21 protein-coding genes are annotated in these 20,078 nt (G+C 37.9%); 13 read left to right on the forward strand and 8 right to left on the reverse strand.

The window, feature by feature from the left end:
* The first annotated feature begins 213 nt into the window (after window positions 1-213).
* The 4 genes from IO68_RS26215 to IO68_RS26230 all read left to right on the forward strand — a co-directional run bounded on the left by IO68_RS26215 (window position 214) and on the right by IO68_RS26230 (window position 3,242).
* On the forward strand, window positions 214-921 hold the full coding sequence (locus IO68_RS26215) for a hypothetical protein (protein WP_023013480.1): 708 nt from the start codon (window positions 214-216) through the stop codon (window positions 919-921).
* A gap of 225 nt (window positions 922-1,146) precedes the next feature.
* The gene (locus IO68_RS26220) at window positions 1,147-1,416 is read left to right on the forward strand and encodes a YARHG domain-containing protein (RefSeq protein ID WP_004879438.1); all 270 of its coding nucleotides are present in this window, start codon (window positions 1,147-1,149) and stop codon (window positions 1,414-1,416) included.
* Between the two features lie 78 nt (window positions 1,417-1,494).
* Window positions 1,495-1,908 carry an HIT family protein gene (locus tag IO68_RS26225; RefSeq protein WP_004879437.1) on the forward strand — a complete coding sequence of 138 codons (414 nt, stop codon included), beginning with the start codon at window positions 1,495-1,497 and terminating at the stop codon, window positions 1,906-1,908.
* 248 nt (window positions 1,909-2,156) lie between these two features.
* Window positions 2,157-3,242: a porin gene (locus IO68_RS26230; protein WP_004879436.1), complete on the forward strand. Its 1,086-nt coding sequence runs from the start codon at window positions 2,157-2,159 to the stop codon at window positions 3,240-3,242.
* Between the two features lie 96 nt (window positions 3,243-3,338).
* Here the strand turns inward: IO68_RS26230 and IO68_RS26235 are convergent, their stop codons facing one another.
* Both IO68_RS26235 and IO68_RS26240 read right to left on the reverse strand, forming a co-directional pair.
* Window positions 3,339-3,944: a YidB family protein gene (locus tag IO68_RS26235; RefSeq protein WP_019384419.1), complete on the reverse strand. Its 606-nt coding sequence runs from the start codon at window positions 3,942-3,944 to the stop codon at window positions 3,339-3,341.
* 147 nt (window positions 3,945-4,091) lie between these two features.
* Window positions 4,092-4,553 (reverse strand): DUF6231 family protein, encoded by a 462-nt coding sequence (locus IO68_RS26240; RefSeq protein WP_023013481.1) that lies wholly within the window; start codon window positions 4,551-4,553, stop codon window positions 4,092-4,094.
* Between the two features lie 38 nt (window positions 4,554-4,591).
* Here IO68_RS26240 and IO68_RS26245 point away from each other — a divergent pair, with 38 nt between their 5' ends.
* Window positions 4,592-5,461 carry a DUF2797 domain-containing protein gene (locus tag IO68_RS26245; protein ID WP_004879431.1) on the forward strand — a complete coding sequence of 290 codons (870 nt, stop codon included), beginning with the start codon at window positions 4,592-4,594 and terminating at the stop codon, window positions 5,459-5,461.
* Between the two features lie 34 nt (window positions 5,462-5,495).
* Here IO68_RS26245 and lpxB read toward each other — a convergent pair whose 3' ends face one another.
* Window positions 5,496-6,671, reverse strand: a complete 1,176-nt coding sequence (lpxB, locus tag IO68_RS26250) for a lipid-A-disaccharide synthase (protein WP_023013482.1) — start codon at window positions 6,669-6,671, stop codon at window positions 5,496-5,498.
* Window positions 6,672-6,914: 243 nt separating this feature from the next.
* Here lpxB and IO68_RS33635 point away from each other — a divergent pair, with 243 nt between their 5' ends.
* From IO68_RS33635 to IO68_RS26270, 5 genes are all read left to right on the forward strand, one after another.
* A complete protein-coding gene (locus IO68_RS33635; protein ID WP_081110075.1) occupies window positions 6,915-7,208 on the forward strand; it encodes a hypothetical protein in 294 nt (97 codons plus the stop codon).
* Window positions 7,209-7,210: 2 nt separating this feature from the next.
* Window positions 7,211-8,767 (forward strand): PepSY-associated TM helix domain-containing protein, encoded by a 1,557-nt coding sequence (locus IO68_RS26255; protein ID WP_031234815.1) that lies wholly within the window; start codon window positions 7,211-7,213, stop codon window positions 8,765-8,767.
* Window positions 8,764-9,060, forward strand: coding sequence for a hypothetical protein (locus IO68_RS26260; protein ID WP_023013484.1), 297 nt, complete (start codon window positions 8,764-8,766; stop codon window positions 9,058-9,060). The genes IO68_RS26255 and IO68_RS26260 overlap by 4 nt, the downstream gene beginning before the upstream one ends.
* Window positions 9,061-9,175: 115 nt before the next feature.
* Complete coding sequence (locus IO68_RS26265) at window positions 9,176-10,063, forward strand: sulfite exporter TauE/SafE family protein (RefSeq protein WP_004879426.1); 888 nt, start codon at window positions 9,176-9,178, stop codon at window positions 10,061-10,063.
* Window positions 10,064-10,182: 119 nt separating this feature from the next.
* Window positions 10,183-11,274 (forward strand): 3-deoxy-7-phosphoheptulonate synthase, encoded by a 1,092-nt coding sequence (locus IO68_RS26270; RefSeq protein ID WP_023013485.1) that lies wholly within the window; start codon window positions 10,183-10,185, stop codon window positions 11,272-11,274.
* Window positions 11,275-11,300: 26 nt separating this feature from the next.
* Here IO68_RS26270 and IO68_RS26275 read toward each other — a convergent pair whose 3' ends face one another.
* The gene (locus IO68_RS26275; RefSeq protein WP_023013486.1) at window positions 11,301-11,600 is read right to left on the reverse strand and encodes a hypothetical protein; all 300 of its coding nucleotides are present in this window, start codon (window positions 11,598-11,600) and stop codon (window positions 11,301-11,303) included.
* A gap of 93 nt (window positions 11,601-11,693) precedes the next feature.
* On the opposite strand from IO68_RS26275, the gene IO68_RS26280 reads away from it, so the two are divergent.
* The 3 genes from IO68_RS26280 to IO68_RS26290 all read left to right on the forward strand — a co-directional run bounded on the left by IO68_RS26280 (window position 11,694) and on the right by IO68_RS26290 (window position 15,841).
* Window positions 11,694-12,194 carry a hypothetical protein gene (locus IO68_RS26280; RefSeq protein WP_031234816.1) on the forward strand — a complete coding sequence of 167 codons (501 nt, stop codon included), beginning with the start codon at window positions 11,694-11,696 and terminating at the stop codon, window positions 12,192-12,194.
* A gap of 71 nt (window positions 12,195-12,265) precedes the next feature.
* On the forward strand, window positions 12,266-14,377 hold the full coding sequence (locus IO68_RS26285) for a TonB-dependent receptor (protein WP_023013488.1): 2,112 nt from the start codon (window positions 12,266-12,268) through the stop codon (window positions 14,375-14,377).
* Window positions 14,378-14,380: 3 nt separating this feature from the next.
* The gene (locus IO68_RS26290) at window positions 14,381-15,841 is read left to right on the forward strand and encodes a PepSY domain-containing protein (RefSeq protein ID WP_023013489.1); all 1,461 of its coding nucleotides are present in this window, start codon (window positions 14,381-14,383) and stop codon (window positions 15,839-15,841) included.
* Between the two features lie 54 nt (window positions 15,842-15,895).
* Here the strand turns inward: IO68_RS26290 and IO68_RS26295 are convergent, their stop codons facing one another.
* From IO68_RS26295 to cobT, 4 genes are all read right to left on the reverse strand, one after another.
* The gene (locus IO68_RS26295) at window positions 15,896-16,636 is read right to left on the reverse strand and encodes an adenosylcobinamide-GDP ribazoletransferase (protein ID WP_023013490.1); all 741 of its coding nucleotides are present in this window, start codon (window positions 16,634-16,636) and stop codon (window positions 15,896-15,898) included.
* Window positions 16,637-16,734: 98 nt separating this feature from the next.
* On the reverse strand, window positions 16,735-18,318 hold the full coding sequence (locus IO68_RS26300) for a histidine-type phosphatase (RefSeq protein ID WP_031234817.1): 1,584 nt from the start codon (window positions 18,316-18,318) through the stop codon (window positions 16,735-16,737).
* Window positions 18,319-18,417: 99 nt separating this feature from the next.
* The gene (locus tag IO68_RS26305; RefSeq protein WP_023013492.1) at window positions 18,418-19,017 is read right to left on the reverse strand and encodes a histidine phosphatase family protein; all 600 of its coding nucleotides are present in this window, start codon (window positions 19,015-19,017) and stop codon (window positions 18,418-18,420) included.
* Window positions 19,007-20,077 (reverse strand): nicotinate-nucleotide--dimethylbenzimidazole phosphoribosyltransferase, encoded by a 1,071-nt coding sequence (cobT, locus tag IO68_RS26310; RefSeq protein ID WP_023013493.1) that lies wholly within the window; start codon window positions 20,075-20,077, stop codon window positions 19,007-19,009. The genes IO68_RS26305 and cobT overlap by 11 nt, the downstream gene beginning before the upstream one ends.
* Window position 20,078: the final 1 nt, after the last annotated feature.

Genomic DNA, 20,078 nt, shown 5'->3' on the forward strand with positions numbered 1-20,078 from the left:
TTGATTTAGATAAACTTTTAATTAGCACAAGTGCAATACTCAAACAGAATATTGCACATGCTTTTAGTTCATATTCATTACGCTTAATACAAATTTTTAAACATATTCTATTCATTTTCCTACTTACTCAAACTTTCCGATAATCAACCTTATTGAATATCTAATAAGTTAGTAGAATTAATTACAATGAAAACAATTAGCTAGATCAACATTATGAAGAAAGTAAATCTTTTGCTTCTTTTCACTCTAATTTTAATGCCTTTTGCATTTCAAAATTTGTATGCAAAGCAATATGTATTTATTGGATATGATAGTTTTTGTGGCTTACCAATCTTTACGGGGCAAAACCCACAAATTGCCACAGCTGAAAAAGACAGCTATGGCCGACCAATTATTCACATTGATCCTACAGCATTAGCTAACCTAACAAGCTCTCGAATTTTTACACTTGCCCATGAATGTGCACATCATAAGTTAGGACATACCTCAAGATTAGGAGAAATGGAGCGCTATCATGGAGGAACACGCAAACAAGAACTAGAGGCTGACTGCTGGGCAGCAAAACAATTAAGCCGATATGGACAATTTACCGACCTGCAATTCCAAACTTTAAAAAATTTAGCTGAGGGTCATTTTATAGCAAATGGCTATCCTTCTGGAGTTGAGCGAGCACAAAACATATATTCATGTGCTACAGGAACAATTGTAAGACATGATGCCTCACCGCGTTGCTCCAAAAAATTAGTACCTCAAACCGTTGTCGTTACTACTTACCAGATAATCCCCACTCAAGTACCTTGTTCACATGTGAGAATGGGACCTTACGGCCCTTTCGCTATACATCAATTTGATCTTATTCCAAGAAAAGTACCTATTCAAACACCTACAACAAAGATGGTAGAAGTGACTCAATGCGAATAAATCAATATACCGTAATATCAGGAGATATCACTTAAGATATTAAAAACAATACATTTATAATTTAATTCAAAAGGAAATTCCGTACTAAAATTACATACTGACTATAGAGTTTCATTGAAATTTCATTAAGAAACCTTATATTGGTATATACGTAGCGACCAAGCGCCATATGAAAATACTGTCATAAAGCTTTGGTTTATACCTTTTTGATTAGAGGAACACCTCATGAATAAGTTTACGGTTGCAGTTTGTGCTGGATTAATTACCCTCACAGGATTTAATCTTCAAGCAGCTACACCAGAACAAGAATGTAAAAAGTTGCAAGATGATTACAACTTAATCTACGCTTCTAAAGGATTCTGTTTCAAAGACGCAGACGCTAAAGCTAAATATGGCAACGAAAACTGCCATACAACAAAGCCAAAATTTTCTGACAAAGAACAACAGCGTCTTGATCAAATTAAAGAACGTCAGAAAGAACTTAACTGCAAATAATCTTTTCTCTTAGCTTTTCATTTAATTAATCTCTAAATGAAAAGCTAAATTGTTTTATACCCTATTAAAGGACTAATCATGGCGTACGATGACCAAAATATTTTCGCAAGAATCCTTCGTGGTGAATTACCTGCAATCAAAATTTATGAAGATGATCAGGTGCTTGCATTTATGGATATCATGCCACAAGCAGATGGTCATGCTTTAGTTATTCCAAAAACCCCAGCGATTAGCTTACTGGACTTACCTGCCGATGCAGCAGCCTATACCATTCAGATCGTTCAAAAGATTGCGAAAGCGATTGAGACAGGCCTTGATGCAAAAGGTATTGTTCTTATGCAACTCTCAGGAACAGCAGCAGGTCAAACAGTTCCACATGTACATTTCCATCTGATTCCAAGTTCAGTACATGAATTAGGCCGGCATGCGGCACAAATGGGTGATCAAGAAAAGATTAAAGTGTTAGCAGAAAAGATTAAAGCAGCACTTTAATATTTCACTGATATAATGCGAGGTTCTTACCTCGCTTTTTATTTAATGGTAAATAAATCAATAATTAATCAAATTATTACCAAATATAAATCGTAATAAAACTGTCATTTTTCCTTCACTTCGTTGTAACAAAGTTTGCCGATACTGCATACAAGTCAGTGAGCTGTGTAACTTTTTGTACATAAGCAAGCTTATAACAGTAACTAAGGCATATGCCATTTACAAAAAAGTGTTTTGGAGAAATCTCAATGAAAAAATTGCTTCTTGCTGCTACTGTAGCAACTTTAGCCATGAATGCAGCGCAAGCAGCACCAACATTGTATGGTAAGCTCAGTGTGACTTTGGACAATATTGACAACAACGGCTTTAAAGATGAAAGCGTAACAAAAGTAAATTCAAATGCTTCACGTATCGGTGTTAAGGGCGAAGAAAAATTAACTGACAAATTATCAGCTGTTTACTTAGCTGAATGGCAAGTAAATACTGATGGTGACGGTACTGATCTTGGTATGCGTAACCGTTACATCGGTATTAAATCTGATGGTATTGCAACATTAAAAGTTGGTCGTTTTGATTCATATTTCAAAACAGCTGCTGGTAGCAACCAAGATATCTTCAACGATCACAACGAACTTGATATGACAGCTGTTCTAGTTGGTGAGGATCGTTTGAACAACGTTATTGGTTTTGAGACTGATAAAAAATTATTAGGTGGCTTAGCGTTCAACATCATGTTCCAACAAGGTGAAGAATCTTCTGCTGCTGATAGCGCATCTAAAGGTAAAGAAGGCAGCCGTGATGGTTTCGGTGATGGCGTTTCAACATCTCTTACATACGAAAATAAAGACATCGGTTTAGCAGCAGCAGTTGCTGGAAACTTCGGTGTAGCTTCTAAATACAATGCTTACAGCCTATCTGGTATCTATACTGATGCAGTACGTGTAACAGGTTCTTTAGACTTAACTCCAGCTGGTGTTGATGGTTTAGTATTCGGTGCTTTATGGCAAACTGCTCAACCAACTGACGATACAGTATCAACTACAGATGGTACGACTGTAACTTCTTATAAAGGTTTACAAGAAGATGCTTATGGCGTAACTGCTGCTTATAAGATCCCTTCTACACCAATCAAGTTAAAAGCTGAATATATCTCTGCTACAACTGAATCAAATGGTCGTGATGATCGTAAACAAGATATGTATGGTGTTGGTGCTGACTACCAAATCAACAAACAAGCACGTTTCTACGGTGTTGTTGGTCAACAAAAACGTGATTGGTTAGCTAAAAACGATACTAAGACTGTTATCGGTTTAGGTATGGAATATAACTTCTAATTTGAAGTTATAGGCTAAAACCAAAAAATAAAAGGGCAAATGCCCTTTTATTTTCATTTCTATTTTTAAAAACAACTAAATTCAGAAGTAAAAAAATTATTTTAAGAAGCCACTCACCATATTCAAAACATTTTGAATATCATTATTTGCTTCTTGTTGGCTGGTATTGCTACCTTGCGGCGTCAAAGAATCAATAACTTGTGGAAGAACTGAAGCAATTGCACCATAAATTGCTTGCTTAGGGGCTTGTGCTTGTTGAGCAACTTGCTCAACATCTTGATCGTCAAATAGGCTTTGAATATTTTGTGTTGGAACATCCTGTGCATTCTGTTGCTGTGGATCTACCCAACTTTGCACTTGATTGGCTAAGCCTGCATTTTTTAGTTTATCTAGCGCTCCTTGCAGACCGCCTTGCTTTTGAATCCACGCCAGAACCAAAGGTAAAACAGCAATTAATAATGTTTGAGCCGTATTTCCACTTGTTGCATTAGTTTGTGTAGAAGAACTTCCACCACCTAATTGACCCAACACAGAGCCAAGTATCCCGCCTAATCCACCTTGTTGATTTTGAGTATTTTGCTGACCACCCATTTGACCGAGAACAGAACCTAAAATTCCACCTAAACCACCACCCTGATTAGATTGCTGACCGCCTAAAGCTTGCTTTGCTAAAATTTCAACAATATTTGTTAAATCTGTCATGACCCATATGTTCCTATTGGAATTATTTATTCCAAAAGAATACGCTGCTTTATACGGCCATAACAAAGATGAATTGTTAAATTTTGCAAGAACTTGCAACAATCTAGCGCAACTTCTATCTGGATAAATTTAAAAGCGTTTAATCGCCTACCAGCGGAATTTATCCCAGTTTTCAGGGTTTGCCCAAAACTTAGAGTTAAACCAGTCAGGTACATGCTTATAGGTCAAAATATTGAATTGCCACAGTGCAAAATCACTGTCATGTGCTGTTTTATCAATTAACTGCGTAAACCCAAGTGAACGAAGTAGCTTTTCATCGCTTAATTTACTGACAACAACAATTCGCTTTGCCATCAAATCACGCAATTTCACCAGTAACTGTGCTTTTTGCGTGTCATTGATACTTTGCATTTCATCTGTATCAAATAATACAAAACCTAAATCATAACGCTGCGTAAATGGCAGACTTAAAAAGTCAGTTACGTTAAAATGATGCCATTGAATTGAAGCATTCTGGTCAATCTGCTGACCTATACAAAGTGCAGTATGAATGGGCTGTTCTTGAGATAAATCGTCTAGCATAGAAGTGATGACATTCTGTTCAGCCATAACTGCAACCCTTGATTGAAAAAGATGAGAGTTTATTAATGGAACTACAAGGCATTTGTCACAAAATGCATGCAGCGCTCAAAACGCATAGTGTAACTGATCAATCAACAAGCAAGGCAAATGTTGAATATAAATTTATATTAGATCGTTCAGAAACTGACCTACCTTTTGTTTTAGGTCAAGAAATTGAGATCGAATGGACGGGGAATATTTATTGTACCTCATGTGGCGCAAAAACACCGAAGTCCTATTCACAAGGACATTGTTTTAAATGTTTTAAAACAAAGGCTGAATGTGACCTATGTATTATGAAGCCTGAAACTTGCCATTATCATTTAGGGACTTGCCGCGAAGATCAGTTCGCACATGATGTCTGTTTCCAACCGCATATTGTTTATTTAGCCAATTCAAGCGCTTTAAAAATTGGTATCACCCGTATCGTAAATATGCCAACTCGCTGGCTAGATCAAGGTGCTACGCAAGCATTGCCAATTTTAAAAGTCGGCTCTCGCCGCTTATCTGGTCATTTAGAAACTATGTTTGGTACACAAATCGCCGATAAAACGGATTGGCGTAAATTACTAAAAGGTGAAGCTGAACCTTTAAACCTCGTTGAACAACGTGATCAAATTATTGAAGAGTTTGCTCCAAAAATTCAAAGTATTCGTGATGAGTTCAGCCAAAACCTTGAATTCAATGAAGGTCTTGAGTTTCTCGAAAATGAAACTCCGCGAGAGTTCATTTATCCAGTAGAACAATATCCTGAAAAGATTAAATCCCTCAACTTGGATAAAACGCCTAAAATCCGAGGTGTTCTGCAAGGGATTAAAGGTCAATACTTATTACTGGATATAGGTGTCATCAATATCCGTAAATACACAGGTTATGAACTGATCCTGCGTGCTTAAACAAAAAAGGTGGCTCAAGTGCCACCTTTTTCTATTACGATGATAAACAATTCAAAATGGCATGTACTGGATCTTCAGTATTCCCTGAGATCAGTTGTTTATGCATACTCAAATGCTGCATCATTTGAATATGTGCTGTTTCATGATCCATCAACTTTTCTATTTCTATCGCCAAGTGTTGTGGCGTAGCATCCGCTTGGATCAACTCCTCGATGACTTTTTTACCCGCAATGATATTCGGTAAAGAGTAGTACGGAATCTTCACTAAGAACTTCGCAATAATATAAGTTAACCAGTTCAATTTATAGAATGTCACCATCGGACGATGCAACAACATTGCCTCCAAAGTCGCCGTACCAGAGGCAAGCGCCACAATATCACTTGCATTCATGACCATACGACCCACTTTTGACTCTGAATCGGTATTTTCTAATACATAAATTTTGTCTTTTACCGTGATATCTAAGCTTTGAATACCCTGCTCAATTTGCTCTTTTCTTGCATCATTAATGGCAGGAATGAGAAACTCAAGATCAGGGTACTTTCGATGCAAAATTTCAGCAGCGCCAGTCAGCAATGGCAATAATCGCTCGATCTCACCTCTACGACTGCCTGGTAACAATGCAACATGTGTTTTATGAACAGGCAATCCCAACTGTTGTTTAGCCTCAACATTTGGATTCTTGAGTGGTAATTGTTTTGCTAATGGATGACCAACAAATGCCGCTGGCACGCCATGATTTTCATAAAATGTTTTTTCAAATGGGAATAAACATAATACGAGGTCAATCGTCTTCTTAATGCCATGAACACGGCCTTGTCGCCAAGCCCAAACTGAAGGGCTCACATATTGCACTGTTTTAATTGGCAAATTCTTTTCTTTGATGGTCTTAGACAGACGTAAGTTAAAATCAGGCGCATCAATACCAATAAAAATATCAACTGGATGTTCAGTCCATCGCTCAACTAACCCATCCCTCACCGCAAATAATTTTTTTAAATCTTTGAGAACCTCTACTATTCCCATAACCGATAGAATTTCCATCGGATAATAGCTATGAAAACCTTCTGCAATCATTTGAGGGCCACCAATTCCCTCAAACTCAGCCTCGATCCCTTGCTCGCGAAAACTGCGCATGAGTTTAACACCTAGAGTATCTCCAGAAACTTCACCCACGACGATTCCAATTTTTAGTTTTTGCTTTACCAAGACCAACGCCCCATTTAAATACTGAGTAATTCTAACAAAATGATTTTACATCGAATCATAACATAGGAATCAATTTGTTCTTGATTGGTGAAAATGCTCCACTATCTAATTTAACTTTTAAAATTAAAAATAATATCTATATTTACGATAGCTGAGTAATTGCTTGAGTTTTATTTAGATATTAATATTAACAAGAATCATTTTCATATGTGATTTATTTCTATTATTCCCCTAAGACATGTTATGGCTAAATCAACCTCAATTAGCATCATCTATCGAATCAGTGTGTTTTACCGTTTCGCTTTTACATTTGTGCTTGGTTATCTTTGCACGATGTATTTATGTTCAAGCCTAACGACTCTATTCGCAAAAATTTTAGCTAAAGCAGAGGCGATTTATCTTGCTGCATTCCTGTCTATTCTGTTCTATGTAGCATTCATCATTATTAGCTTCTGTATCAACTCTTTATGGAAAATCACATTGATCAGTTTGATACTCGTAAGCTGCTTATTTGGTCTATCAATAGGTGTAAATTAACCATGCAAAACAAAGGCATTCGCCAGTCTATGGCTTGGTTACACACATGGACAGGTTTAATTTTTGGATGGCTGTTATTTGCCATTTTTTTGATGGGAACAAGCGCTTACTATCGTCATCACATCAACCTTTGGATGCAACCTCAGCTCGCACAATATCGAATAAATCAGGATGTCGCGGTTAAAACGGCGGTTGAATATCTAAATAAAAATGCAGCAGATGCTAAATCTTGGTATGTCAGTCTTGCCAATCAAGAAAATCCCGTGAATAAAATGTACTGGGAAAAAGCAACTGGAGGGTACGAAAGCAAAACATTAGACGCCAACACAGGCGAAGAATTAAAGTTATCAAATACTAAAGGTGGTGATTTCTTCTATAATTTTCATTTTCAGCTTTATGGTATGCCCGTATTAATTGGGCGTTTAATTACCAGTCTTGCTGCATTTATTATGTTAATTGCACTCATTTCAGGAATCATAACGCACAAAAAAATTATCACCGATTTCTTTACATTACGAACTTTCAAATCACAGCGCTCATGGCTCGACTTTCATAATGTCTCATCTGTACTAGCACTGCCCTTTTTCCTGACCATCACTTTCACTGGGTTAGCAATTTTCTTTTACCTCTACTTACCATTCGGAATGAAAAAATTATATCCAGATAATCCTTTTCAATATTTCACTGAAATTAGAACGATCAGTGTCAATAATAATCATAATGCTGATCCAATCAAAACTGAAATGCTGCCAATTCAAACGCTCTTGGAAAAAGTAAAACAACAATGGGGCGATCAAGCACTTGCAACTATAGAAGTGAAAAATCCAAATACGGATCAAGCGACGATCAGTTTTAAACAATTAGAAGATCACTCGATCACCTTAAATCAGCCCCAAATTACTTTTGATGCGACAGGTAATATCTTAGGAAATACAAAAAATAACAGTGCTGTAGCGACTCTAAATGCAGGTGTATATGGTTTGCATATGGCAACTTTTGCGCAGCCTTTACTGCGTCTAGCATTCTTCTGCTCAGGGATTTTAGGATGTTTGATGATTGCATCTGGCTTATTACTTTGGAGTTTGAAACGTCAAATCCAAAATAAATCTAATCAATTCCATTTAGGGCATTATTTGGTTGATCGTTTAAATATCGCGACGTTTATAGGCCTGCCAATTGCCATGTTCGCTTATATGTTTGCTAATCGATTTTTGCAAATCACCGAAACTACACCAAATTATGAGATATACAGTTTCTTTGTTGTATGGACGCTAAGTTTAATCATTGCGCTTTTCACCAAGAAACAATATTTATGGCAATTTCAAGTTGCTATTTTAGGCTTAGTCGCGATTGCCTTACCGATTTATGATTTAATTTATCTGCTCAATCATCAACTTGTTACTGATTTTCAAAGTTATTGGGCTTTTTTAAGAGTAGATTTATTCTTTATTTTATCTGCTGGATTTGCTTTATTTGTTTATAGAAATATCCATCCGATCCAACAAAAATCGGCACAAAAAATCAAAACGAAATTGGCACACACTGAGGCAAGCGCATGATCGTACTCAGCTTTTTACTTATCTTATTCGGTATGTTTGTGCTTTATAAATGTAGTGCAAAACAGATTAGCCAAGCATCTCTCAAACAACAACAAAGATTAATTCGTTTTAAAATGCAGTTTAGAGGATGTGCATTTATCTGTTTCTTAGTTGCTGGTAGCTTGCTTGCGCTTACGTATGGCCGTTCTATTGGATTTGTGAGTTGGTGGATTCTAGCGACACCTGTTACTTTTCTTATGGTTCTTCGCATAAATAAGGTGATGTCAAAACCGCAGAAGAAACTGAAGAATTAATGTGTTTAGAATTTCTTTAGCTTTTTTTTGCATAAGTAAATCACTATTCATCACAACGAGTTATCTAAAAAAGGCATAAGATATGCTGGTTTTTGCATAATTAGGCATATTGTCGATGTTTGGTCCTATTGAATTTATTATGGCTGGTGTCCTCGTTGGCTTCTGTGTAGGTATTACAGGTGTTGGCGGTGGTTCATTAATGACTCCCATTTTAATTAGCCTTTTTAAGATTGAACCACATATCGCTATCGGTACAGATTTACTTTATGCATCTATCTCTAAATTCTGTGGATCGGTGGTACATGCCAAAAAGCTCAATATTGTTTGGCCAATTGTTCTTTGGCTAGCTTTAGGTAGTATCCCAGCTTCATTTGCAACGTCTTGGGTGCTTGAACACTATCTAAGTCAATCAACTCACTATAAAGCAGTCTTAACTACAGTATTGGGCTTCATGTTGACTTTGACTGGTATTTCAATTGTCTTCCGCACTCAAATTGAAAAGTTTTTTGACCGTTTCCGTAATCGTGAACAAGCGAATATGGAAAGTGAACAACATGCGTTACAACATAAACGCTTGTATATTCTGATCATGGGCATCGTGCTCGGCATCTTTGTAACACTATCGTCTGTTGGCGCTGGCGCTTTCGGTATCATGGCATTAGTGATCATGTTTCCAAATCTACCAATGATTCGTATCATTGGTTCTGATGTAGTACATGCGGTTTTATTGACAGCCGTTGCTGGTTTAAGTCATATGTCATCTGGCAATGTCGACTTTACATTATTGATGTGGCTACTGGTTGGTTCTATCCCTGCGATCGTCGTTGGTACACTCATCAGCTCTCGTATGCCAGAACGCTTGATCCGTAAGATTCTTGGTATTACCCTATTTGCCTTAGGTGTTAACTTTATGGTGAACCCGATTAAAGCAAAACCAAAGCCAGTTGAAACTCATCAGGCTGTTGTAATTCAACAAACAAGCCATTCAACAACAACGGTTTAAGCCAATAAATGTCGATTGTTTCTGCACAAATTATGCGATTCGCTAGTTAATCAGTCGACATTTCGTGCTATATTCGTAGACAAAATAACCTCTTCTTTTAGATTAAATTTGTGACAGCAATGAATACTCTACAGTCAAATCCAGTTTCTCAGCCAGATATCGACGACGTTAATATTAAAAGCATTCAGACTTTGATTACTCCAGCGGAATTGAAAGCTGATCTTCCTTTATCTGAAGCTGCTTCTCAAACTGTATTACAAGGACGTGCAACTATACGTAATATTTTAGACGGCAATGACAAGCGTCTTTTTGTCGTGATTGGCCCTTGTTCAATCCATGATCCTAAAGCTGCGCATGAATATGCTGATCGTTTGAAAGAGTTAAGCGAAAAAGTTAAAGATACGCTTTATCTTGTAATGCGTGTTTATTTTGAGAAACCACGTACCACCGTCGGTTGGAAAGGTTTAATCAATGACCCTGACATGAATGACTCTTTCAATATTGAAAAAGGCTTACATATCGGTCGTGGATTATTGATTGATTTAAATGAAAAAGGTTTGCCATGTGCAACTGAAGCACTTGATCCAAACTCACCACAATACTATCAAGACTTGATTTCATGGTCTGCGATTGGTGCGCGTACTACAGAAAGCCAAACTCACCGTGAAATGTCATCAGGCCTATCATCTCCTGTTGGTTTCAAAAATGGTACAGATGGTGGCTTAACAGTTGCAACCAATGCAATGCAATCTGTTAAACATGGCCATAGCTTCTTGGGCCTAAATGAAAATGGTCAAGTTGCAATTATTAATACTAAAGGCAACCCTTACGCTCACGTCGTATTACGTGGTGGTAATGGTAAGCCAAACTATGATGCAACTTCTGTTGCCGATGCTGAAGCAGCTTTGGCAAAAGCTAAAGTTAGCAACAAGATCATGATTGATACTAGCCATGCCAACTCAAACAAAGATCCGTACTTACAACCTTTAGTTTTGAAAAACATCACTGAACAAATTCTTGATGGTAACAAATCAATCGTTGGGATCATGGTTGAGAGTCACCTTAAAGGTGGTCGTCAGGATATTCCTGAAAACCTATGTGATCTAGAATACGGTAAGTCAGTAACTGATGGCTGTATTGATTGGGATACGACAGAAAAAGCATTACTCGAAATGCATGAAGCATTAAAAAATATTTTGCCAAATCGTTAATCTTTAAATAGATGTAAAGCAGGCTCTCATGAGCCTGTTTTTATTTTTAAATTTTCTATTAGTTGAGGATGGCTTACTAAATCTTGAATGACATTCTCAATGTTTCTCTTATTTACGTTTGGAATGACTATTAAATTTTCTTGTAAAAAATATTGGCTCGAATTTAAATCATCATTTATTGTTTGCATTAAACGAACAGGGTCATAGAAACTTAATTCATAATTTTCATTTTTATACGTGAATACTAAAATGATCCACCCTTTAGATTCTATTATCCATTCTTCATCATCGAAAAAATCTGGAAAATTTATACGGTAATCTTGCATATATCTATATTCCTTAAATATGGGATTTGTTTTGAACTGTAATATTTTTTTAATTATACTGCTGCCACATTTCTACTACGACGCTTTGCTGATATGCAATCCAGTTTCCGTCAACATTTGCTAAAGTGGCGTGCCTCCCTAGGCGCGGTAACTTTGCTTTGTTTACTCTGGCATATCTTCTTGCCCACAATGGTGCATATAGGTGTCGTACCTGCGCTCTATGCAATGCCAAGCCATTGCCAAGTTACAGATATACAAAATAGCTTGATGGCTTCAGAAACACATTCAATTCATCATCACACGATGCATCATATGCAACACGAACAGCATATGCAGCATGCTGAGCATTCACATCTTAGTGAACATGCACAGGCTGTTTTTGCACTTGCAAGTCAAATCATGAAACATTGTCCTTTATGTTCTCATGGTTTAGATGCTGCTGTGATCGTACCATTACTTGCTTTTGTACTTATCTTTCTTTTGGCGTGGTTTAGCCGTGTACGCTGCCTTTGCTATACATGGACGGAAGATTTACATATACCCCGTATCTTCTACACACTTCCCTTAAAACAAGCCCCACCACTCACTTTATAAACCGCATTTTTACATCGTGTCCAGTAAACCACTGTGGTACAGCCCTGTTTATTGCTTTTATAGAGTTCAACATGACTACTCAATTCCGTTTGTCAGTATTAACCGCTGCTTGCCTTTCTGCGAGCTATAGTTCAATCATTTTTGCTGAAGCTACACCTTCTGAACAACCGCAAACATTAGCCACAATTGTGATCACCGCAAACCGTGAAGGTGAATCAATCAACAATACACCTGCTGCAATCAGTAAAATTAACGCTCAAGATATCGAAGATAAACATGCAACATTCATTGGACAAGTGCTTAATCAAGCACCTGGCGTCCGTATGAATGATCTGGCGAATGAACAACACATGATGTCCATTCGCCAACCGATTACTACTGCTGCGGTTTATCAATATTTAGAAGATGGCTTATCTATACGTCCTGTGGGCGTGTTTAACCACAATGCGTTATACGAAGTCAATTTGGCTGGGATCGATAATATAGAAATCCTACGTGGTCCAGCGAGTAGCTTATACGGCAGTAATGCGATTGGTGGAACGATTAACTTTTTAACTAAAGCACCAAGTTTAACGCCTACAGCAAATATAGGTTTAAGTGCCAGTTCTGAGGGATACCGCCGTTTAGATGCAGGTGCATCCAATACTTTTGATAGCGCCTATGGTGAACATGGCTTAAGGATTTCCGCATACGCGAGTGATCGTGGTAATAGCTGGCAAGATCACGCCGAAAGTAATAAACAAAGTGTGACTTTAAGGCATGATTGGCATATTTCAGATGCAACACAACTGAAAAATATTGTCAGTTATAACCATCTCAAAGCGGATATGACAGGTAGTTTAAATACAGATGACTATAACAAACGTCCAGGTTATAGCTATCAAACATTTACCTATCGTGAAGTTGATGCAACTCGTATTTCCTCGCAACTCAGTCATAGCTGGAGTGACCAACAACAAAGCCAAGCGACCTTGTATTATCGTGATAATACGACAGATCAGAATCCTAGCTATAACATCCGCACAGATATCAAAAATGGTAAGCCAACTGGCACTTATAGCGGTCAAACAACTTATAATGCATTTCAATCTTATGGTTTGAATTTACAGCACTCGATGAACTTCGACCAAGTAAAGTTGATCGTTGGTGCGATGGCTGATCACTCACCGAATCAAGCCAAAACCAACGATATAGAAGTGTTCCGTGATCCAAACACCTTAGTTTACACAGGTTATAAACAACGCCAATTACTTCGCGATTTTAATGTCGATGTCAACAACCAAGCTCTTTACAGTCAGATAAATTGGCAGGCAGTAGAAAATCTAAAATTAGTTGCTGGCGCACGTTATGACTGGATCAGTTATGACTATGATAATAAATTAACCCCCTCTAAAGTCACTGGTGCGCCTGATGAAAAACGTAACTTTCACAAAGCCAGTCCTCAATTAGGTTTTGTGTGGAATATAACCCCTGATATGGACCTTTATAGCAACTGGTCACAGGGCTTTGTTCCTCCAGAAGTGAGTAGCTTATATGGTGCAAACCTCGTGACACCTGATCTAAAAGAGGCAACATTTAACAATATTGATGCGGGATTGCGCTTTAAGCTTTTTGATGATCGTCTTGATGGAGAAATCACTTTATATCGCTTAAATGGCAAAGATGAAGTCATTAGCTATACCAAACCTGATAATACACGCGAACCACGTAATGCGGGTAAAACGCTGCACCAAGGTGTTGAAATTGGTGGGAGATGGAAAATTAGCGACTTGTATGATCAACGCCTGAAACTTTCTGGTAGTTGGGCAAAACATGAATACAAAGAGTTTCAGCCATCTAGTGTTTTAGATTACAGCGGCAATACCATGCCAAGCGCGCCAAAAACCTTTGGAACAGTCGAATATCAAATCAAACCTACGCCTGAACTTTCACTTTCGGCTGAAGGTGTTTATGTTGGTGCATACTGGGTTAACGATGCTAATACCGAAAAATATGATGGACATACCATTCTAAATTTACGTGCGAATTACCGTAAAGCTGCATATGAAATTTACGGACAAATTCTAAATGCAACGGATGTTGATTATGCTGAAAGCACTTCGTTTAGTAATAACCAAGTCAGCTATACCCCAGCTGCGCCTCGAACGTACTTAGTCGGTTTAAGCTATCATTTCGGGAAATAGAATATGAATGCCAAGCAACTTAAGAAGCTATTGTCTCTGCACCGTAGTTTTGGAACAGTTCTCGGCATTTTAGTTTTATTGTGGGCTTTAACTGGTGTGTTGCATCCTATTATGAGTGCAACACAACCTCAGCCTGTAAAACGAATGCCACCATCTCAACAACTTGATTTGCATGCTGCAATACCAGCAAATCAAGTATTACAGCAACAAAACATTCAACAGTTTTCAGCATTACAAACCATACAACTGACACCTGAGCAAGTTACCTATCGTATATTGAAACCAAAGCAGAATATTGCTGAATACTACGATAGCCGAACTGGTCAAATCATTAAAAATGCAGAACAATTTAATGTAATTCGATTAGCCAATTGGTACACAGGCTTATCGAAACGACAGGTTGTTTCAGCACAAATCATTACGAGTTTTAGTGATGATTATCCAAGTGTGAACCGTCTGCTCCCCGTTTGGCGTGTCAATTATGATAATGGACTTAGAGCCTATGTTGATCCGTCGCAATCAAGACTTGCAACATTATCAAATGATCAAAAAATGTGGATGGCGAAAATTTTCCGTTTAGGTCATACATGGACTTGGGGTGATCAACCTTGGAAAGGTCAATCACTGATTATGCAGTTCACCTTGATTGGAATCTTGTGCTTAGTTTTTATGGGGTTTAGATTATTTTTTAAAATTCACAATCGTAAAAACCATCGACTACGTCAAAAACCGATTCGATTTTTACATCGTTATCTAGCGATTAGCTTAAGTACATTTATCTTGTTATGGGTAATAAGTGGTTTTTATCATATTTGGAATAAAAAGTCTGAAATACCTGTATTTAATTCTATTTTTCATGCACAAGATTTAAGTCCTGACGCGTGGAAACGAGCTACACAACATCCAGTTCAGGGTCTAAGCATTGTACCTATTACATTTGGTCTAGATCGTAGTCATGCAGCGTGGTTAATCCAATCGGCAGGCAAACCTCAGTTGCAAGGAAGTATGACCGCAGCGAATGAACATGATCATCACCGTCACTCAAACGATACGGCACCCGCGATTGAAATGATTGATGCGCAGAGTGCGGAAGATTTAGATGTCCTTGAGCAAAGTAAAAACTTAGCAGCAAGTTACTTAAATCTATCTATTCATCAATTCAAACAAGCAACTTTGATCACAAGCTTTGGTGGTGAGTACGGTTTTATTAATAAACGCTTGCCTGTCGTGAAAGTAGAAACGAGTTTGAGTAATCAACTTCGAGTCTATATCGAGCCAAGTAGCGGTGTGATCGCAGCTCAAGTCACGCAACAAGATGCTTTGGAAGGATTTAGCTTTGCTTATCTACATAAATGGACATGGTTGCCGATAGATAAGACACTAAGAGATATTCTTCTACCAACCATTGCTGGATTGATTGCGTTGCTCGTCATTCTCGGTTTTTTCATTCGAGCTAAACGCTAACACCTATTAGACTAATCTTTCTTTGATCAGGGAGATTAGTCACTAAACTCGCATCTAAATATAAAAAGAACTCATCACCACAGTCATGATCAATCCCGTTTCAACCAATTCAATCGCTGCACCAACGGTATCACCTGTAATCCCACCAATTCTTTTTATAAATAATGATCGCAAAATAATCAGCAGAAAAATCAAACAGATAAAAACTGCAAATCCCAACCATTTATACAGACAAAGAAATGATAATGTAATGACAAAAACTATCCAACCAGCTACTTTAGGTAGATAATCGGTCAAAGAGCGGCCCAAACCCTTTTCACGTACATATTGTGTTGTTAAGAAAAGGAATAAAGGAACACAACGCCCTAATACGGGAAATATCAGCAAAAAGTAATTTAAATGCTGTTCTAGTAGCACATATAAAGCTGCAAACTTTAAAAGACAAACAACAATTAAACTGAGTACACCCATCGGGCCACACGTTGGGTCTTTCATTATTTCCAATGTGCGTTCTGGATCACCAAAACCACCCACCCAAGCATCAGCAGTATCCGCTAAACCATCAAGATGTAAACCGCCCGTTAGCCAAATCCATAATACAAGAATGATACTTGCAATGAGTAAGGTTGGAAGTTTGACCAAGAGAATTGAACAAGCAAATAAAATAAGACCGATAAGTAGACCAATAACAGGATAAAAAAGAATGGCTTGACCATTTTGTTTTGCACTTGGCATCGTTTTTAGTTCAACTGGTAGAACCGTCAAAAATTGCAAGGCAATCCAAAAAGGCATCATATTTAATCAGCTTCATTCAATAATTTTTTAATAGACAGATTATGAAGAAATAAAATTGGGAATAGCAAGCCTATTCCCAATCAAAAAAGATCAGTTGGTTATTGCATTTGATAGCATTGTTTTAATTTCAAATAGTCATAGTAGAAACTATTTGAGTTAGTACGCGCATAATCACATGATGACTTAAATAAGGTTTCTTTCTCGTTGTAGAACATTTTGACCAAGGTGCTCCCCTGAGCATTTTGGTAAATATCCCACTGTAAATTTGCCGCCATAGGAGACACCATTTCACCTCGCCATGCACTGTTGTCATAGCTATAGGTCTGACGTAACGGCAACGGTTGCATCATGTTATTTAATTCCAAACTTGTTGCCAATGGAATAATAATTTCAGCATGAGCGAATCTCAAAACAGCAAGATGCGACTGTTTTCTTTCAATAACTGCATCAACTTGGCTAAACAAATCCTGTTTTAATCCTTGCGCCATCGCACTTGTAACACCATTTGATTCGGTAAAACTTGGGCCTTTAGCATAAAAATCATCGGCATCGTTGAACTCTGCATAAAATTTTGCGGCATCCGCTGGCATGTATTTATCAAAACTCACGCCTTTAAGCTCAGACTGCATTCCACCTGAGATCGAATACAACTCATAAATATAAGCAGCCGCATTTACAGCACTAGCAATCTTATTCTTTCCTTTACCATTTTCAGTCACGGTTTCACCTGATGGAGCAGTAACGGTGTATGAGCCAGTGTTCGAAAAAATATATCCGCTTGTACCTAATTTTTTAATAAATTCAGGTTTAAAAATCGGTATTAATACACGCATTGCAACCTGTTCAGCACGCGTATTTTCAGCCAGTTCATCTAATTTATTAGCTAAATCAGCATCTTCTTCCTCAAACTGTTGATAAGCCTGACTTGCATCATAAATCGCTTGTTGCTGTACAGATAAAGGCTGTGTTAAATCTTGTTCTTGGTTCAAGCTGTGAAAGTAAAGTTTAAAACGGTCTACACCACCATCGTCAATCGTTGGAACACTACCACTGGCTAAACTGGTATACGAAAGCGGTGTAATTTGGTTTTTAAGTTCAGGCTGTTGTTGAATCAATTCATTTGTAAAGAATTTAGCACTATCTATTGCGCGATCTACACCAGAACTTTGTACTAAAATAGACGCTGGTTGAGCAGCTGCGGTTTTAAATAATGTGGGTAAACGTTGTAATAAACGATCCGCAATACCGCGATGTTCTTGAATCCCAACCATTGTTTCATTGCCATAACCAAACTGACGAATACCATCAATACCATAACCCAGCAAAATATTTGCTTTCATCATTGCTTCAATATCTGCACCCAGTTGCTCACCTAAAGGCGTTAATGCATTCTCGGCTTTGGCTTGTTTCCATAAATTATAAAGCGCTAAATCATATTTAATACTTGATAAACCTCTAGAGCCATGACGAGCAACTAATTCAGTGAATACTGCTTGATAACCTTCAGGAATTTGCTCATAGGTCTTTATTTCTTGCTGTGGTTGGTAAGGTGTTTTGGTTTGATAAAATTTAGATGAGCTATCTGTATCAGGAGTTTTTTGCGAATTTTGAGAATCATCACTATTACAAGCCGTCAATAAAATACTGAGACATAACACACTGCTTTTAAATAATATCTTCATAATTAATTTACTTATAGATAAAGAAATGTCATGTATCTTAGGCAGTGACAATGACAGCTCTATTACATCGTTAAAATAAAAAATATTAAAGAAAAGTGCTTAATCACGTTCAATAAACATCAATTGATCTAATGATTTTAATAATTCAATTTGATATAGATTGCCTAATTCAGCTGGCATTTTTAATAAATCATTGAGGTGTTGCTCTCTAGCGAGGCAGGTTAATAACTTGATGACACCACCATGCGTCACAACTAATGCATTTTTCCAATCTTCTGTTTGCATTTGAATTGAAATTTCTTCAAAACCAATCATCACGCGTTGCTTAAATTGGGCTAAAGACTCGCCATTTGGCGCGTGGTACTGTGTTGGAAACTGCCAAAAATTTGCCAATTGCTCTGGAAAATTTTCATAAATATGCTGAGTAGCTAATCCTTCCCAATCACCAAAGTTCATTTCCTTGATGTTCGAATTAACGATGAGAGGTCGTTGTATTTTTACAGCTAATCGTTCTGCAAACAACTGACAACGGCGTAATGGCGAAGTAAAGATGACATCCCAAGACGAACCATTGTCTATATTGCTCTGAATGGTTGATTGCATCTGCAACCAACCTTGTTCTGTCAGTTCATCATCGGTGTGGCCACGCAAGGTATGACTTAAAGTCGTTTCTCCGTGCCGAAGTAAATCAATCAGCAACCTTATCTCCTGATACAGCTGCTTCGGCAAAAGTTGCCATTTGATTATGTAAAGCGCAAGCAAGTTGAATCATTGAAAGCGCTGAACCTGCACCACTGCCTTCACCTAATCTCAAGTTCATTTTTAAAATCGGTCGCGCGTCTAACTCTTTTAAAATGCGTTGATGACCATACTCAGCAGATTGATGTCCAAACAACATCCACGCCCTTGTCTGAGGCTGGATTCGAACAGTACATAATGCAGCAACAGAACTGATGAAACCATCAACCACGATTGGCATTCCAATCTGTGCACAACGGAGATATGCACCTGTCATTGCTGCGATTTCTAAACCACCTACAGCCGCAAGTATTTTTAAAGCATCATCAGCAACATGTGCTGCATGTAACTTGACTGCTTGATTAATGACAGAAACTTTATGTGCAAGCTGCTGATTATTAATTCCAGTGCCAACACCTGTTAGTTGCTCAGCACTTTCATTCAATAACAGACTGGCTAATGCTGATGCAGAACAGGTGTTCCCAATACCCATCTCACCAGCAATAAAGATATCCGCCGCTTTAGCTCGAGCAAGATCAACACTCTCTTTCCCTAATCGCATAGCTGCAATGCATTCTTGCTCAGTCATTGCGGCTTGCTGTGCAAAGTTCGCTGTTCCAGAACGAATACAATGACGCTCAACGCCAGTATATTGGTAAGGCTCACCTACTGTTCCGCAGTCAATCACTTGCAACTGAGCTTGATGATGTTTCGCAATTACACTAATTGCAGCGCCACCTGAAGCAAAGTTTTGCAGCATTTGACGTGTGACAGCTTGTGGATAGGCTGAAATATTTTCCTCTACAACACCATGATCGCCTGCAAAAATCGTAATCCAAGGTTGTTGAATCTGTGGATGAACAGTTCCTTGTAAACTCGCAAGCTGAATCGCAATTTGCTCTAAATCACCCAATGCACCTGTAGGCTTAGTCAATTGTAGTTGACGTTGCTCAGCTTGTGATTGTGCCGCGATATCAGGCTGTTGAATAGATTCTAACCACCAAGAAGCTTGTTCAGACATG

It is taken from the genome of Acinetobacter sp. COS3, assembly GCF_000475335.1.
GTDB lineage: Bacteria > Pseudomonadota > Gammaproteobacteria > Pseudomonadales > Moraxellaceae > Acinetobacter > Acinetobacter venetianus.